At 38.9% G+C, this 17,502-nt stretch carries 13 protein-coding genes and 3 pseudogenes; 14 read left to right on the forward strand and 2 right to left on the reverse strand.

The features are described from left to right. Positions 1-121 precede the first annotated feature (121 nt). The 3 genes from KHA95_RS11515 to KHA95_RS11525 are packed head-to-tail and all read left to right on the forward strand — an operon-like array spanning position 122 to position 2,225. Positions 122-619: a phosphatidylglycerophosphatase A family protein gene (locus KHA95_RS11515; protein WP_481748442.1), complete on the forward strand. Its 498-nt coding sequence runs from the start codon at positions 122-124 to the stop codon at positions 617-619. A 45-nt stretch (positions 620-664) separates the two neighbouring features. Then, positions 665-1,372 carry an N-acetylmannosamine-6-phosphate 2-epimerase gene (locus KHA95_RS11520; RefSeq protein WP_213137654.1) on the forward strand — a complete coding sequence of 236 codons (708 nt, stop codon included), beginning with the start codon at positions 665-667 and terminating at the stop codon, positions 1,370-1,372. Further along, entirely contained in the window at positions 1,350-2,225 is an 876-nt protein-coding gene (locus KHA95_RS11525; RefSeq protein ID WP_213137655.1) for an ROK family protein, read from the forward strand. Before KHA95_RS11520 ends, KHA95_RS11525 begins: the two co-directional genes overlap by 23 nt. A gap of 375 nt (positions 2,226-2,600) precedes the next feature. Here KHA95_RS11525 and KHA95_RS11530 read toward each other — a convergent pair whose 3' ends face one another. Then, complete coding sequence (locus KHA95_RS11530; RefSeq protein ID WP_213137656.1) at positions 2,601-2,873, reverse strand: hypothetical protein; 273 nt, start codon at positions 2,871-2,873, stop codon at positions 2,601-2,603. Between the two features lie 100 nt (positions 2,874-2,973). Further along, positions 2,974-3,735 carry an NRDE family protein gene (locus tag KHA95_RS11535; RefSeq protein WP_213137657.1) on the reverse strand — a complete coding sequence of 254 codons (762 nt, stop codon included), beginning with the start codon at positions 3,733-3,735 and terminating at the stop codon, positions 2,974-2,976. 138 nt (positions 3,736-3,873) lie between these two features. Here KHA95_RS11535 and KHA95_RS11540 point away from each other — a divergent pair, with 138 nt between their 5' ends. The 11 genes and pseudogenes from KHA95_RS11540 to KHA95_RS23375 form a co-directional block, all read left to right on the forward strand. Next, positions 3,874-4,386, forward strand: coding sequence for an RDD family protein (locus KHA95_RS11540; RefSeq protein WP_213137658.1), 513 nt, complete (start codon positions 3,874-3,876; stop codon positions 4,384-4,386). Positions 4,387-4,498: 112 nt separating this feature from the next. Beyond that, entirely contained in the window at positions 4,499-5,341 is an 843-nt protein-coding gene (locus KHA95_RS11545; RefSeq protein WP_213137659.1) for a cytochrome c oxidase assembly protein, read from the forward strand. 203 nt (positions 5,342-5,544) lie between these two features. Next, on the forward strand, positions 5,545-6,678 hold the full coding sequence (locus KHA95_RS11550; protein WP_481748443.1) for a cation:proton antiporter: 1,134 nt from the start codon (positions 5,545-5,547) through the stop codon (positions 6,676-6,678). Between the two features lie 745 nt (positions 6,679-7,423). Further along, positions 7,424-11,101, forward strand: a complete 3,678-nt coding sequence (locus KHA95_RS11555) for an FIMAH domain-containing protein (RefSeq protein WP_213137660.1) — start codon at positions 7,424-7,426, stop codon at positions 11,099-11,101. Between the two features lie 83 nt (positions 11,102-11,184). Then, the gene (locus tag KHA95_RS11560) at positions 11,185-13,728 is read left to right on the forward strand and encodes a glycoside hydrolase family 3 C-terminal domain-containing protein (protein ID WP_213137661.1); all 2,544 of its coding nucleotides are present in this window, start codon (positions 11,185-11,187) and stop codon (positions 13,726-13,728) included. Between the two features lie 82 nt (positions 13,729-13,810). Further along, positions 13,811-14,230 carry a hypothetical protein gene (locus KHA95_RS11565; RefSeq protein ID WP_213137662.1) on the forward strand — a complete coding sequence of 140 codons (420 nt, stop codon included), beginning with the start codon at positions 13,811-13,813 and terminating at the stop codon, positions 14,228-14,230. After that, on the forward strand, positions 14,199-14,750 hold the full coding sequence (sipW, locus tag KHA95_RS11570) for a signal peptidase I SipW (RefSeq protein WP_213137663.1): 552 nt from the start codon (positions 14,199-14,201) through the stop codon (positions 14,748-14,750). The genes KHA95_RS11565 and sipW overlap by 32 nt, the downstream gene beginning before the upstream one ends. Before the next feature lie 41 nt (positions 14,751-14,791). Continuing rightward, positions 14,792-15,373, forward strand: a complete 582-nt coding sequence (locus tag KHA95_RS11575) for a CalY family protein (protein ID WP_213137664.1) — start codon at positions 14,792-14,794, stop codon at positions 15,371-15,373. A gap of 131 nt (positions 15,374-15,504) precedes the next feature. Further along, positions 15,505-16,827 (forward strand): annotated as a pseudogene (locus KHA95_RS11580) (prolyl oligopeptidase family serine peptidase); the annotation flags it as partial. A gap of 39 nt (positions 16,828-16,866) precedes the next feature. Further along, positions 16,867-17,106 (forward strand): annotated as a pseudogene (locus KHA95_RS23370) (FIMAH domain-containing protein); the annotation flags it as partial. 150 nt (positions 17,107-17,256) lie between these two features. Further along, positions 17,257-17,433 (forward strand): annotated as a pseudogene (locus KHA95_RS23375) (hypothetical protein); the annotation flags it as partial. Between the last annotated feature and the right edge of the window lie 69 nt (positions 17,434-17,502).

A 17,502-nucleotide genomic window follows, 5' to 3' on the forward strand; every position in this document is an offset into this window, starting at 1 on the left:
CATGGTGAGAAATTTGATTGACAATGACCGTGTTTTATTGGGAATACCTGCTGGATTAAAATATCTAGAAATGGGAATAGACTAGTCTAATCAATTAGAAATGAGTGAGATCGTGAAAACGATGGAGGAAATGAGTAATTTAGAAGCAACAGCACGTCGGTATTTAAAAGAGCGTGGTGTAACGATAGAAGACATTGGGGAACTTGTAATGTACTTACAAAAAAAACATCATCCAGATTTAACAATGAAAGAGTGCTTATATAATGTCGAACGTGTATTGGCAAAAAGAGAGGTTCAAAATGCTATTTTAACAGGTATTCAATTAGATATACTGGCTGAAAATGGGCAACTTGAAGAACCGTTACAATCAATAATTGCAACTGATGAAGGTTTGTATGGTATTGATGAAATCTTAGCCTTTTCAATTGTGAACGTTTATGGTTCTATTGGCTTTACAAATTTCGGCTATATAGACAAGAAGAAATATGGAATTCTAGATAAATTAAATAATCTTTCTAATGGAAAGTGTCATACATTTCTTGATGATATTGTGGGGGCTATTGGTGCTGCGGCTTCCAGTAGGTTTGCACATAGTCAAAGGGAGAAGCCTAAGCAGTAATGATGCAATCGATTTTTAGAAATTATAAACTTTTGGGGTGATGAAGTGGGAAATCGTTCAATTATTACGAACATACATCAAAACTTAATCGTTTCATGCCAAGCTCTTGAAGACGAGCCATTACACGGGTCTGAGATGATGGCGAAGATGGCACAAGCGGCAAAAGAAGGTGGAGCTATTGCTATTAGAAGCAATTCAGCTACTGATGTCGCGGCAATTAAAAAACAAACAGGTCTTCCTGTTATCGGTCTAGTGAAGCGAAATTATTCGGATAGCGAGGTTTTTATTACTGCGACTTTAAAAGAGGTAAAGGAGTTACTTGCAGTAAAACCAGCGGTTATAGCGCTTGATGCAACAATCCGGAAGAGACCAAATGATGAGGTGTTAAAGGATTTGGTGGATTATATTCACGAAAATAGTGACGCACTCGTTATGGCGGACATTGCGACGATAAGAGATGCCGAATATGCAATTGAATGTGGCGTTGATATGATATCTACTACACTATCAGGTTATACATCTGACAGTCCAAAGCTTGAAGGACCTGATTTTAAACTAGTCGAACAGCTAGCGAAGATTTCATCAATTCCAGTTATTGCGGAAGGCCGAATTAACACACCGGAGCAAGCGCAAAAAATGTTAGATTTAGGTGCATGGTCAATTGTTGTTGGCAGCGCCATCACAAGACCGCAGTTGATCACTCAATCATTTGTCAAAGGAATTCAAATGAATGAAGCGCTACCTAGCATTTGATATAGGCGGAACGCAAATTAAATATGGGATCGTGAATGAAGCAGGTCAGATCCTGTCACAGGCTTTAATGGATACTGATGCCCATCTAGGTGGTCAAGCTATTATTGAAAAAGTCATTGCTACGAGTAAGAGTGTTATCGAAAGCTATCCGGTTAATGGGGTTGCTATTAGTACTGCTGGGCAAGTGGATGTAAATACAGGAATAATCGTTGGTGCAAGTGAAACGATCCCTAATTATACAGGTGTGGAAGTGAAGAAGCTTGTAAGTAATGCCCTAGGCTTGGATGTTGAGGTAAGAAATGATGTAGAGTGTGCTGCACTTGGAGAGCAATGGCTCGGAAATCATGAAGTGAATAACTTTATTACTTTAACAGTTGGAACGGGAATTGGCGGTGCAATTGTGATTGACGGTGAGTTGTACTCTGGGCATTCATATAGTGCAGGTGAGTGGGGCTATATGCTCATTGACGGAGAAGCATTTGAAAAAAATGCGTCAATATCAGGATTAATTTGTTTTGCACAACAGTTTAAAGAAAAACGTAGCTGGACAGGGAAGGAAATTTTTGAATTATATGATCATGGCGATGAGGATATCGCTTTAGCAGTTACACAATTTTATAAGTATTTATCGATCGGAATAGCGAATTTAGTTTATATTTTTAATCCAGAAAAGGTGATTGTTGGTGGAGGGGTAACAGCTAGGGGAGAAGCATTCTTGCAGGAGCTTCAGCTCGAAATTAAGCAATATTTACAACCTTCTTTTTTAAATAATACGGAAATTGTTCTTGCTAAATTAGCTAACAATGCAGGCATGATTGGTGCCGTTTATCACTTCTTGCAAAAACAGCCATGAAACGAATGGATTTCATGGCTGTTTTTTGAAGCCTTTATAGGAATAAAGGCAAAGAAGAAAAGTTAGTTAATTTGATCTTCTGTTTGATGATGCCATAAATCCAGTTTCATGAGACCACTACCCCACTTAATCCCATCATAATAAACACAACTCTTCTCCAATCGTAAAACTGCTCATCTAGAACAAAAAGAAATAACCGTCCCTACAACCAAAGCTTGACGGTTATTCTTTAACATTTAACAAGCCGTTTCATGGCTTGCAACGGCATGGACTGGGTGTTCGCGCACTTGGCTATTTGATCTTATATTCCTGATATAAGATCAAATAACTTCAAAAACAATGCTTTTGATAAGTTGTCCCATCCATCTTATTTTATTAGTTTGTTTCACCTTCATTTTCTTCCTCAACTTCAGAATAAGGCGCCCAAAAAGGCCCTCTTCTAGTGCTAGGCACTAACTGGAATAGTGCGACGATGAAGGAGATGCGAATTGCTAATTGTACGCTGCGCCCCTGAATTGTCGTTTCAACAAAAATCGAGTCGCTGCCAACAGACAAAAGTCTCCCCGTATAAGTCCCATCAAATGTAATGACTTCAACTTCTTTTTCTACAAGACCATCAGCAAAGTCCTTAAAATTTTGATCTTTCAAAACACCCAACTCCTTCCTCATATAGTAAATGCAATGGGAAAAGAAAGGATTGGGCATTCATAAAAAATCTTCCTAATCCATATATAGTGACGGTCAGGTACTATTTAATTTTAAATTGAAAATGTCGTTGTTGTTTCCTAGAGATTGGAAACGTTCTTTCTGTAAAACGAACGAATCCTTCGCTATTGACCGTTAGCACTGTGGAACATCTCGTTCCATAGTTAGGAGTGTTTATAAAGATGGAGGAAAGCTTCTTTTCCCAATCTAACGAAACTCCCGTAGTCGGTAGTGCTTCTATTGGTGCGTGTTCGTGATCATTTAGTAATCGAAACAGTTCTTCCTCATTGATCGTCTCATCCTTCGAAATTACTTCCTCGATAAACTTTTTCCCTTTTTCAACTTTCGGCCATGGGGTGTTTAATAAATGGTTGCTTAAGCCGTATAATCCGGGTTTCAATTGTGTAATCTTATTTTCAACATTAGAATAATAGAAAAATGAATCATAATCGCTTAGTAGTATGTTGAATCCTCGATAATTCATTCGATCATGCTGTAATTTTTGTAAAAATTCAATTGGTTTTTCATTTCCTGTTAAAAAATTTTGAACAATATGCCCTCTTGATTGTTTAAGGCCAATCTCTTCGGTGGGATCACGAAAATTTGTCAATGCGGCGAATCTTCCATATGTGGTGATCCCCATCCAAGTTCCCATTTGCTGCAAATCCCTGCCGGCAAGCACGTTTGGTTCATCTTGCCAAAAGTGAGCTTGCTCCGTAGGGCGTCCATAAAATTCGTCGCGATTCGCGGCAATGATAAGGCGATAATTCGGATGGCTGCTGTATGCAGCGAAAACGATGCACATAGTTGACGCTCCAGTCTTTTATTTTACTATCACTTTATCACTAGAAATTGAAATTGTATATGTACCGAAATTTTGCTCGCAGGATTTTTTCCAAAATGGTAATCTAAACAAAACAATAGCAAATGGAGGGCTTTGTGAATGAATGCCACATTTTTACTTCGCCTGAAAGCTTTTATGATTGATTACTTATTCATACTCGCTTATTTAACTTTGCTAATTGTCATAAGTGTATTCTTATTTCCGTCTTTGCAGAATTTTTTCAATGGCTCGCTAGTTGTAGCGCAATTTACAGGCTTTATAATGGTGACCTTGCCGGTTTCGCTCTATTTTATTATTAGCGATTCGGTGATCGTCGGGCAGTCGTTTGGGAAAAAGAAAATGGGCATTCGAGTAGTTGATGAAAACGGAAAATATCTTTCACTGAAACGTTCTATCTTTCGAACCATGCTAAAGTTTGCGCCATGGGAGTTATCGCATTATCTCGCGTATCGACTTGCTCATCTTGGCGACGGGGAAATGCCCGTTTTTTATATCAGCGTTGGTGGAATTATCTATGCGCTCATGTTCTTATATATTTTGACGGCTATTTTCTCAAAAAAGAAGCAGTCCCTGTATGATACCATTGCGAAAACACAAGTTGTCAAAATCTAGGTGTCTGATTCCGCCACGTTAGAAGTTCTATGATGAAAATGTTCAATTTCCTCTCATAAGTGGCCATCTATGCTAGAATGGATGTAGTAAAAAGGGATAGGGAGCGAAAACAGTGATTATTTTTTCAAACCAATCATGGCATGAGCTTTGGGGACCAATATGTTTAGCTGTAACCGTGTTCATGGCGTATTTGTATTATAAAAAAATCATTGTATCGAATTATTATAAAGTGTCTGAGGAGCAGGTGAAATACTTCTTCGTAGCTGCATGTTTATTTTATATAGTAAAAGGGAGCCCATTAACGGTTATTGCTGATCAATATTTATTTAGCGCGCATATTTTTGAATTGGCGATTGTCTTTTTTGCGATACTGCCTTTACTCATTTTAAGCATGCCAACAGAATTACTAAGGAAATATTTTTGGGATTATCGCTTACGAAATATCATAAAAATATTCGCCCATCCATGGATCGCCGCTATTATTTTTAATGGGGCGTTAACGATTTATCTTGTGCCGACATTTTTTAATCAAATTCAACAAAGTGTAATTTTATCTTTTATTAGCCAAGTAGTGCTCGTTTTGACCGCCATTATTATGTGGTGGACGATTATTGTGCCTGTGCCAGGAGTAACGCGCTTTTCTTATTTTGCAAGGGTCGCCTTCGTGTTTCTAAATGCAATTCTATTATTGCCGATTGGTTTCTTTTTACTTTTGACAATGAATCAAGCGTATTATCCTGTTTATGAAGCGGCTGCCTATCAAATATTCCCCTCATTATCTGCGATTTATGACCAACAGCTTGGCGGGGGGATTTTGAAATCGATTCAGTTACTTAGCTATGGGACGGCTCTCTTTTATTTAATAAGCCGTTGGGCAAAGGAAGAGGAAGAGAGAGAAGACGAAAATATTCGTGTTGTTCAAGGAATTGTCATTCAATTGCCTGAGAAAAAATAAGCATCGATAGGGTAGCGTTTGAAATGACTAAAAAGTTTGACTAAATTTGAAAATCATGTTACCTTTTGAGAGGTTGAAAGTGAAATCATACATTTGAATAGATCTGTTTTTTTGGAGGAGCCTGTCACTGACGGGCTCTTTTTGTCTTTTTTTAGGTATTTTTTCCATTTTCAACTAAATAGATTGATAGAAGAAGGGATGTTATTGTTTTGTTTTTTTTCCAGTTACTCATCATTCTTTTAAGTACAAAATTAGCGGGGGATGTTAGTGTCCGTTTAGGACAACCGGCTGTATTAGGGAAGCTGATCATTGGGATTATTATCGGGCCGGCTGTGTTTGGATGGATTGATAATTCTGATTTAATCACACAGCTAAGCCAAATTGGGGTCTTGCTTTTGATGTTTTTAGCAGGACTTGAAACAGATATCGGGGAGTTAAATCGAAACCGAAAATCGTCATTAGCGGTTGCAATTGGTGGGATAATTGTTCCGCTCGTAGGTGGATATTATGTAGGAATACTCTTTGGGATGGATCATATTCCTGCCATTTTCTTAGGTTTATTATTTTCCGCTACTTCTGTTAGTATTACCGTACAAACATTACGAGATTTGGGGAAATTGGATTCTAGAGAAAGCGTAACTATCTTAGGCGCTGCCATTGTCGATGATGTACTCGTTGTTGTGCTATTGGCATTTTTAATGAGCTTCACAGGCGTTGGCGATGCAAGCCTTGGCATAGTTATTGGTCAAAAATTTGCTTTCTTTATTATCATTGTTTTATTAGGCTGGAAAGTTGTTCCGCTTGTTATGAAATGGCTTGCTCCATTAAAAGTGACAGAAGCCGTCATTAGTGCCGGTCTTATTATCTGTTTTGCATTCGCCTTTTTAGCCGAAAAGCTAGGAGTAGCAGGCATTATTGGTGCGTTCGCGGCTGGTGTTGCGATTTCTCAAACATCTTATAAGAAAAAGGTTGAAGAAAAACTGGAGCCAATTGCCTATGCTGTTTTCGTTCCGATTTTTTTCGTAAGCATCGGATTGGCTGTTTCATTTGAAGGGTTTTCCGATCAGATCTGGTTTGTCGTTGTTTTATCAGTGATGGCGATCTTATCTAAACTAATCGGTAGTGGACTTGGCGCAAGATTGACTGGGTTTAATAATCATTCATCAATGAGCATTGGGATTGGGATGATTTCCCGAGGTGAGGTTGCGCTCATTATCGCAGCGATTGGACTTGAATTACAATTGCTTCCGCAAGAATATTACACAGCCGTTATCTTTGTACTGATTTTAACAACAATTGTTACACCACCATTGCTAAAATGGAAATTCGGCAGATGAAAGGCAATATTGAATTTTGTTGAAAGTAAGCTGGGGCTAGGACATGTTATTCATGTTATGGCTCCAGCTTTTCATCCTTTTAAGTGATTAAGATGATCTTTCTAGATTTTTACATTAATTTACCTCCTAAGATGTGATGTATATTCTGAATGAAGGGACTCATTCAAAGATGACTCGGTGAATGTGAGGATTATTTTATGTAAACCTTTTAGCCTAGGTGATTTTTCGATAAAATGTTTTTTCTGATTCTTATGATCTGGGACTTTCGGTTAAATTCTAGACTTTTCTATTTTTAAACGAATTTATCTAATAAAATGTTCCACTAGCTAATGCGAATCGAGTCGATTGATAGCTAAATAATGCTATTGATCATAGTAAAAATACAGAATACCAACTTATGTAAGCGTTTTATCATCTGTTACAATAAAGTTGTTTCACACGATAGATAAGCATAAATTTTTATAACCAATTATTTTACATCGTGATAATTACATAAAATTCCCAGTTTTCCGAGCCATGGCATTTCGTGAATGAAACTACTATTTCATCGTGATGTAAACTCGGATTTTTTATTTGAGATACATTCGAATTAAAAGGGAGGGGGGAGGTCGTTTCTATACATGAGTATTCACATGGGTTAAATGTGGTAAGGGGGTGACTGTAAGCAAAGTGTTGACGGAAAGGGGATCTTATCACAATCCTTTATTTGGATTATGGTAGGTGAAAATAAGGGAGGATAGGTAACATGCATGTTAAAAAGTCATTGAAAAAGATGCTTAGTATTTCCGCCGCTCTCTTAATAGTAACTTCTAGTTTATTTACAACAAGCTCATCAATGTCAGCTGAATCAACTAGTTCCAACGGCACAAATTCCAAATTGCCTCTTTCAAGTGAGGGGAACTCATTAAAGAAGGCGATTACGTATGACAATGTCTATCATTTAAATAGCAATTGGTACATCCAATCATCAGCCATTGCTACTGAGGAAGGAAAATCCCTTTCAACCAATAGCTACAATACAGAAGGCTGGTTTCCTACGACGGTTCCTAATACGGTGATGGGGGCTCTTATTGAAGCGGGAGATATTGAAGATCCGTTTATTCATGATCGTATCGCATTTACCGATGAAAGTAGATTTGAAGTTCCATGGTGGTATCGCACTGAATTTGTCTTACCAGCAAGTGAGGCGGGCAAAGAAATATTAGTCAACTTCCAAGGGATTGGTTATAAAGCGGACATCTGGGTTAACGGAAAGAAAATTGCGGATAAAAAAGATATCGTTGGTTCATTCCGAACGTACGAATTGAATATTACCGATTATGTAGTTGCTGATGGTTTAACAAAAAACACGATTGCAGTCGAGGTGACTAAATCCAATTTTGGACAAGATTTTTCTATTTATTGGGTGGACTGGGTACCTAGACCGACTGATAATAACATGGGCTTATGGAGAGATGTTTTCATTACAACAAGTGGTGCTGTCACGACTCGCAATCCATTTGTAACGTCAAAAGTTGATAAGGATCTTTCTAATGCAAGTCTCAACGCATACGTAGATGTAACAAACCATTCTGAAGAACCAGTTTCTGGGATAGTAGAAGCAACGATTAAAGACCCGTCTGGTTCCGAACTCGCAACCATTTCGCAGGTTGTAAATCTTAAAGCGAGTGAAAAGGAATATGAAGTTATTTTTACTTCAGATGCTTTCAAGGAACTAAACATAGAAAACCCTGAATTATGGTGGCCAATTGATATGGGTGAGCCATCCATGCATACGATAGAATTCCAATTTAGAACAGAGGATAACGCCGTAAGTGATCGTATTACACAAAGATTTGGTATTCGTGAACTAACGACCGAGATGAATGTATCTCCATCAACTAGAACGAATCCGCCACTTAAAGATATGGTGCAGTTCTATGTGAATCATAAGCCTGTACTTATTAAGGCGGGAGGTTATTCACCTACTGATTTGTACCTCCGCCGAGATATGGACACAAATATTGCTCTAGTCCAATACCTAGAAGATATGGGCTTAAATGCAATTAGGGATGAAGGGATTTTCTTTGATGATCGCCTGATCGACCTTCTAGATGAAAACGGCATGCTTTATATGGGCGGATGGACATGTTGCAGTAAATGGCAGCAACCTGCGGCATATAGCGATGAGGACTTGGATATCGCAAATGATTCGTTAATTTCTCAACTTCGTGAATTAAGGGTCCACCCAAGCATGATTGCCTGGATGAACGGGAGCGACAATCCTCCATCGTATGGAAGCAGCATTCCTTCAGGAGGAAGCCTTGCTCGTGGAAAAGAGGTAGAGCAGTCTTTTCTAGATATTGAAAATCGATTGCACTGGGATGAGTACGGTGCCATCATCTCCAGCGGATCTGCAAAAATAGCAGAGTTAACCGGAACGACGGGGGGGATGCATATGGACGCTTCCTATGATTATGCTCCGCCTGTGATGTGGTATGAAGATATGGATCGCGGTGGCGCTTTCGGATTTACGTCGGAGGCGGGACCAGGACCAAGCATTCCAGTTATTGAGACGATGAAGAAGATTTTGCCCGAAGAGAATCTATGGCCCTACAATGTTGGAGGAGAAAATTATCAACAATGGAATTACCATAATGCTAGAGCCAATTTCCTTGATCTTTCAAAATTCAATCTAGCAATTGACAACCATTATGGAGAATCTAATAGTCTTGAAGAGTATAATATCAAGGCGCAAGTTCAACAATATGACTCACAGCGCGCAATGTTTGAAGCGCTAAATGCCAACAAATATACGAAGGCTACTGGTTGGGTTCAATGGATGCTGAACAACGCGTGGCCGAGTATGTTTTGGAATCTGTTTGATTTTTATTTCAATCCGAACGGCTCTTATTTCGGAGCGAAAAAAGGAAACGAGCCGCTCCATATTATGTACGACTACGTAACTCATGAAGTCAAAATCCTTAATAGTACAAATAAGGATTACGGCGATTTGAAAGCAAATGTACAAGTTTACAATATCGATAGCAATAAAGTGTATGATAAAGAATTTACAAACCTTGCCGTGACTCCAGACGGAGCAAGTACAGCTGTCGGGGGACAACCGAAGCAAATTGGTTATCAGATGATCAATTTCGATGGGAAGATCGAAGAGGCCTACGGGATTACGATTGTTGACAAAATTGTAGAAGGTGACCTTAATGTATCACCTACTTATTTCCTGCGATTGGAATTAAAAGACGCGGATGACAATCCTGTCAGTGTGAATTCCTATGCTCTCACAACGAGAAAGGATGCAATGAGATATCAGAATAAGGCTTGGAACTATACTCCTCAAGATCAGTTTGCTGACTTTACTCATTTGCAGTTACTGGATAAGGTCAACTTGGAGATCGTCGGCAACCCTGAAGCAGTAACGGATGGAGAAGAGCAAACGCTTACGTATACGGTGAAAAACAATGGAGCATCAATTGCGTATGCCGTATTTGCCAAGATTAAGAAAGGTACAGATGGTGATTTAATTGCTCCGGTAAGAATGGAGGATAACTATTTCATGCTGTTACCAGGCGAACAAAGAACTCTTACTGCAACATACAATTTATCTGATCTTGGTGATGCAGTCCCGTTCGTTGAGGTTGATAGCTACAATAACTTAACATCGAAAAATGATCCAAGGCCGACTAAGGAAAATCTGGCTGCTGGGAAAGCAGCAACAGCATCAACAACACAAGGGTCAAATACTGCAAGCAGAGCATTGGAAAGTTCCATGTATACAAAATGGCAGAGCTCGACAAATGCTAGTACGGGTACCGATCCGCAATGGTTCAAAGTTGATTTCGGAGAGCCAACCATCTTCGACCGTGCAATTATTAGATGGGACTATGCGAATTATGCACAGGAGATGATTATTGAGGGCTCCGATGATGATAAAAATTGGGTACCGATTTACAATGTCAAAAACATCAACGGTTCGTCTGTAAGTGATTTGCAGTTTACCCCAGTGAAAAAGCGATATATCAGATTAACGATGTCCGGAAAACGTCCGGGTGGTCCGCAAATCGGTCCAGGAGGAAGAGGCAACGGGGTGATCGGATTAGACGCAGCTCCTGCATCTACGAGTTTCAATATTGCTTCGTTTGAGGTCTATGCTCCATCGATCTCGACAGCTGTTGGTATGAATGAACTTGTGGAGCAATTTGAAAAAGAAGGTGAAATTTCAAATAGTCAGGCTGCTCATTCCTTGAAGCTACATTTAACAGCAGTAGCTTTATATGAAAAACAAAATGCTTCTGAAAAAGTGGTCAAGCATATGGAAGGATTTAAATTACTGCTTGATCAACAGAAAACGAAAGGGGGCATTTCTGAACAGGCTTATAATAAACTTAAAGTTGGCGCGGATTCCCTAATTGTGACGTGGCAATAAACGTTATTGTGTAATGATTTCTCCCTGCGGCAAAGTGACTTTGTCACAGGGGGGACTTTTAAGAAGAAAAGAGGTGGGAGAGCGTGAGTAAGTTGAAAAAAGGATTTTCATTTGCACTTGCTTTTACAATTGCGATTGTAGGCTTTAATTCAAATTATTCGATTGCAGCAAAAGAGGAAATGCCACAATTAGTCGATACATCTTCTATTGATGCTGTAATTGACGCTATGACATTGGACGAGAAGGTGGATCTATTAGGCGGAGCTGGATCAGCGATTACCGGTGCGGCTGGCGGCACTTTCGCCATCCCGCGTTTAGGAATCCCTAGACTTACGTTTGCAGATGGACCAGCAGGCTTACGATTTGGTTCAACCGCCAATAAATCTACAACCGGATTTCCAATTCCAACTGCGCTATCTGCAACTTTTAATGAAGATTTAATGTATGAAGTCGCGAGTGGTATGGGGAAAGAAACGCTAGAGTACGGTGTTGACGTAATCTTAGGTCCTGGACTCAATATCCATAGAGATCCGCGAGGAGGAAGAAACTTCGAATATTATTCAGAAGATCCTTATTTAAATGGTGTAATGAGTACAGCGTTTACAAAAGGTGTTCAGGATCAAGGGGTCGGGGTTAGCCTTAAACATTTTGCGGCTAATAACCAGGAAACAAATAGAATGACAGTCAATGAGGTAATAACAGAGCGTGCATTAAGGGAAATATATTTTCCGGGATTTGAAATGGCTGTAAAAGAAGCCAAGCCTTGGACAGTAATGAGTTCATATAACTCTATTAACGGAGCTTATTCATCCCATAATCCAAGGCTTCTAAATGATGTATTAAGAACGGATTGGGGATTTAATGGTTTAGTTATGTCAGACTGGGGCGGGTCAAAGAATGATGGCGTCGCGATGTTAAAAGGCGGAAATGATTTGTCCATGCCATCACTAAATAATAGCGGTAAAAATGGCATTAAAACCGCTATTAATGATGGTTCTCTATCGATGGCTGAGCTAGATACTGCTGTTCGAAATTTTTTGGAGCTAGTAGTTAAAGCACCTACTTTTAAAGGAAAAAGTATCGTTGACAATACAAAAAATAAAGTGACTGAAGATCTGTCCAAAGCGAATGCTACACTCTCCCGCAAAGCCGCACCGGAGGGGATGGTGCTTTTGAAAAATGACAGGACTGCACTTCCATTTACTGAAAATGTGAAAACGGTCGGTCTAGTTGGAAACTCCTATTCAATGCCTAGTTGTGGATTTGGTACGCCAGCCTCCGCTTGTACGACGCCAAACGCTGCAACCAAAATGTTCCTTATGGGAACTGGAAGTGCCTATGTAACACCACCTTATTCGGTTCAGCTTCCAGAAGGACTGGCAAATGCGGGTTATACACCGTTCTATCAAAATGAGAATGGTGAAGAATTGATGGAAAATATGACTATTGCAGAGGCGGAGTATATGGCAGAAAACACAGATATTGGTGTTTTAGTCATTGCAAGAGGCTCTGGAGAAGGTGCGGATGCAACCGAAGCATCCATTGAAACAAGTCCAAAAGAAATAGATTTGATAAAAAGGGTTGCAAAGGCATACCATGCTGAAAATAAAAAGCTAGTTGTCATCTTAAATATCGGTGCGCCGATCATTACTGAAGAATGGGAAGACTATGCAGATTCTATCTTACTTGCATGGCAACCGGGAATGGAAGCCGGAAATGCAATTGCCGATGTATTATCGGGCAAGATAAATCCATCTGGAAAGCTGCCTGAAACGTTCCCAAAACGGATAAAAGATGTCCCGACATATGATAATTTCCCCCATACCGGCGACAATGGATTGCAGGTTGAATATCAAGAGGATATTTATGTCGGATACCGATACTATACAACATTTGATGTAAAACCGGCCTATGAATTTGGATACGGTCTATCCTATACAGATTTCGATTATAGCGACATTAAAATTACGAATAATGGAAACTTTAAAAAGAACATAACGGTCTTTGCCACTGTAACGAACGGTGGAAATGTAGCTGGAAAAGAAGTTGCGCAGTTATACGTCAGTGCGCCTGATGGAAAACTTGAAAAGCCGGAAATGGAATTAAGGGCATTCAAGAAAACAGAAAATATCGAACCGGGTAATAAAGAGAACTTGAAATTTGAGCTTGATCCGCGCGATATTGCTTCCTTCAACGAAGAGCTTTCAGCTTGGGTAGTAGAAAAAGGTACGTACGAAGTGCGAGTTGGAGCTTCTTCAGAAGATATCAAACTAAAAACTACGTTTACAGTCGACGAGGATTTAGTCGTAGAATACGTAAAAGATGGTTACCCACAAGTAGAAATTGATAAATTATATAAAATTCGGACTGTGGATGATTTAACAGGATTGGTTGAACAAATGGAAGCTAATGGAGAATTTACAAATGGGAATGCTGCTCACTCTCTGAAGCTTCATTTAACTGCGGTCGGACTTTATGAAAAACAACAAGACATGGGAAAAGTGATTAAACATTTGGAAGGCTTAAAGGTGTTGCTTGATCAACAGAAAGCAAATGGAATAATTACTGAAAAGGGATATAACAGACTTAAAACAAGTACAGATTCATTCATGGTCAAATTGCGTTAATATAGAAGACCTCCCTATGGTAGTCAGTGATTTCCCATAGGGAGGGACTATATAAATTTGGAAAATTGAAAGGAAGAAGCAAATGGAAAGAAATCGAAATATCGAAATGGAGAGGAGTGTGCATAAAAAGGGACCCAGGAAGCTTTTTCAAACGCTCCTTCTCTTGTACTTACTTATTTTTACTGTCTCACAGTTATATTCCCCGACTGGAGCGAGTTTCAATGATGTTACAAAAATAGAAGGAACGATTTTAGTTGATGAGAATTTCCTGAATATTGGGAATGTGGATGCTGAGAATGTTCATAAGGAGGACGAGGACGAGCAAAAAGAGATGAGCATGGACAATGAGCCAACAGAAATTGTTGATGTTGAAGAAGTAGATATAGTCGATAAGCTGATTGAAGAGCATATTACTGAAGCGGCTGAGAATCAACCCGATGCAAATCAAACGGAACGGAGTGAAAGTGGCGATGAAATTGAAGACGATGTTGAGTTGGATTAGCAATATTGTCACAACCGTATTAATCATCCTTCTGCTTCTGGCTGTGTTTATTGTCATATCCTCCAGAGCTGCCGGGGGAGAACCAAGCTTGTTCGGTTACCAATTTAAGACGGTTCTATCTGGTTCAATGGAGCCAGAAATGCAGACGGGTTCAGTCATTTTAATCGAACAAGCCGAAAATACGGCCGAATTTAATAAGGGCGATGTTATTACCTTCAAAACAAAAGAGAATCTTTTAATTACACATAGAATCATAGAGGTCCAAAACAAAGGCCAAAGCTATATTACCCAAGGTGATAACAATAATGGACCAGATGTAGAGCCAGTTCTTGCTCAAAATATCGTCGGTAAATATTCTGGATTTACGATCCCTTATGCGGGTTACGCGCTTCATTATCTCAATACAGGGCAAGGAGCAGTATTATTTTTAATCATTCCTGGTTTCATATTTTTAGGATATTCAGCAATTACAATCTGGAGAGCTTTGCGACTTATTGAAGTTCCAAAGGAAGCAAATTAAGTTCTAAATACAAATCATATAAAATTTGAGGAGGAAAAATGATGACGATTAAAAAACAATTGAGCATGGGGTTAATGTCTGCGGTGCTTGGCATTAGTTTAATTGGTGGGGGAACGTACGCATATTTTAGCGATAGTGAAGTGACAAACAATACATTTGCGGCAGGTACGTTGGATTTATCTGTGAATCCAACCCAATTAATCAATGTAAACAATATAAAGCCAGGCGATTCTTTTCTTCGTGATTTTGAACTGATAAATAACGGCAGCCTTGATATCGGAAAAGTATTGTTGGAAACGGATTATACAGCTGATGGTGTAGAAGGCTCAGATGACTTTGGCGAGCATATTCAAGTTGAATTTTTATATAATGTCGATAATTTTGACGAGGTTATTTTTGAAACGACTCTGGCTGAATTAAAAAATATGACACCAGAAGCAGTCAATCGAAACATTTTTTATCCGGATTTCGGTGATAAAGGACTGCCTGTTGGTAAAACGCATGATCTCATCGTCAAATTTACCTTTATTGATAACGGAGAAGATCAAAATCAATTCCAAGGAGCATCTTTAAATCTTACATGGACATTTAACGCACAGCAAATGGATGGTGAGCAAAGGTAATAAATATCTTACAGTTTTGAAAAAAATATAGTATCAGAGAAAGGATGTTTACATGCAGCTGCAATTATTTTAATTGCAGCTCTATTTGTACAAGTTGATCGCATAAGAAATAGATTCAATACAAATATCAAATGAGGAGCATAAATGTAATGAAAAAATACGGAAAAAAAATTGTGTTGTTTATTTTAATAGTAGCAATGACACTTTCGTTTAGTATCATTGCGCTTGCAAAGGAAGTGGAAGGGAAAGAAACATCTTATCGAACTGTTACAGAAATACATGACTGGGGTGCAGCGATTACAAAGTTAATTGTGGATATAGGTAATCCACTAGAACCAGACTCAGTAACGAAGGATACGTTTAAAGTTCATGTATCAAGAAGTGATGACAGGTTAAAGAATCCATTGTTAGAAAAAGGTTACCGTACAGTAACAAATGTTTATGTGGCTGATAAAGATGGAAAAGCAGCTGTTGGGGGAAATTACGTTGTATTAGAAATGGAAATCGGCCCCAACTTATCTTTAGGTTCAGCATTGAACTATTATGGTGGGGCTAATGTATGGATTGATTCCGAATACACAATTACACAAGTGCAAGATATTGATTTAAATACGGGAACAATTTCAGGTCTCGTTATTAATACGTTTGATGGGGGAACAAGGGAACTTGTGGATGATTTCTCAACTGGAAAAGCAACTTATGATGGTGTTACTCTAACCTATGCAGATTACGCACCTAAGAAAGACAAGGGAAAAAATCCATTAATCATTTGGTTACATGGTGGTGGTGAAGGTGGTATAGACGCAACTATTCCATTATCGGCAAACAAAGCCGTTAACTTTATCACGGATGACATACAATCTTATTTTGATGGAGCATATGTTTTAGTGCCACAGGCACCAACTAGATGGATGGATGGTTATTTGACTGGTGGAGCGGACGGAACTTCAAAATATGAGGAAGCACTTATGGCATTAATTAAAGATTATGTAGCCACCAACCCTGATATTGATCCCAATCGGATTTATATCGGTGGGGCATCCAACGGCGGGTATATGACAATGCTAATGGTTCGCGATTACCCGGGGTATTTTGCAGCTGCATTTCCAGTATGTGAAGGCTTAAACGATTCATTAATAACTGAAGCAGACATCCAGAACATAGGAAAAACTCCGATTTGGTTTGTAGCAGCAAAAAATGATTCAACATTACGGCCGGAAAATAATACACTTCCAACGTATGAACGATTGATTGAAGCTGGCGCACAAGATGTTCAATTAACTCTATTTAATGATGTGCATGACACTACAGGTTTATACAAAAATGCCGATGGTACACCATATCAATACGATGGTCATTGGTCCTGGATCTATGTTTACAACAATGAAGTTGAAGCAACGATTAATGGAAAAACAACAACAATCATGGAATGGATGGCAGCCAAATCATTGGAAAAGGAGGATGAAGAAATTTCAAGTGTTGATATAAGGATATTAGTGGAGCGATTTGAAAAAGAGGGAGAGCTCGGAGACGATCGCTCAGCTCACACTTTAAAACTGCACTTGACCGCACTGGAGCTTTATGAAGGGGAAAAAGCAGCTGAAAAAATAGTCAAGCACATGCAGGGCTTTAAAGTGTTAATCGATCAGCAAAAAAATAATAAGTTGATTTCGGAGAAGGCGCATAACGAGCTTGAGGCTGCTGCAAATTCATTGATTAAGAAGTGGAAATAAATGATTTTTTATAAAAATATTTAAAAAATGAATGTTGATAACTTTGATGAAGATATTTTTGAAACTACTTTATTAAAGTTAAAGAATATTGCCCTAGAGGTGGTCAACCAAAACATCTTTTAAGCGGATTTAAGGAAGCGAGGATGGCCTGCTGGCTCCTCGCACGATCTAATTGTTAAAATCTCCTTTAATAATGGAGAAAATCAAAATCAGTTCCAAGATCTTACATGGACATTTAATGCAACAGTAAACGAATGGGAAGTGCAGATAACGAGTATTTTGCTATTGTGGAAATTTTGTAGTATTCGAGGGGATGTTTACATGTAGCTCCAATGATTTCAATTGCAGCAACTATTTATACAATTGGATCTTAGAGACAGCGATTCATTATAAAAA

The organism is Bacillus sp. FJAT-50079, assembly GCF_018343515.1.
Taxonomy (GTDB): Bacteria; Bacillota; Bacilli; order Bacillales; family Bacillaceae_C; genus Lederbergia.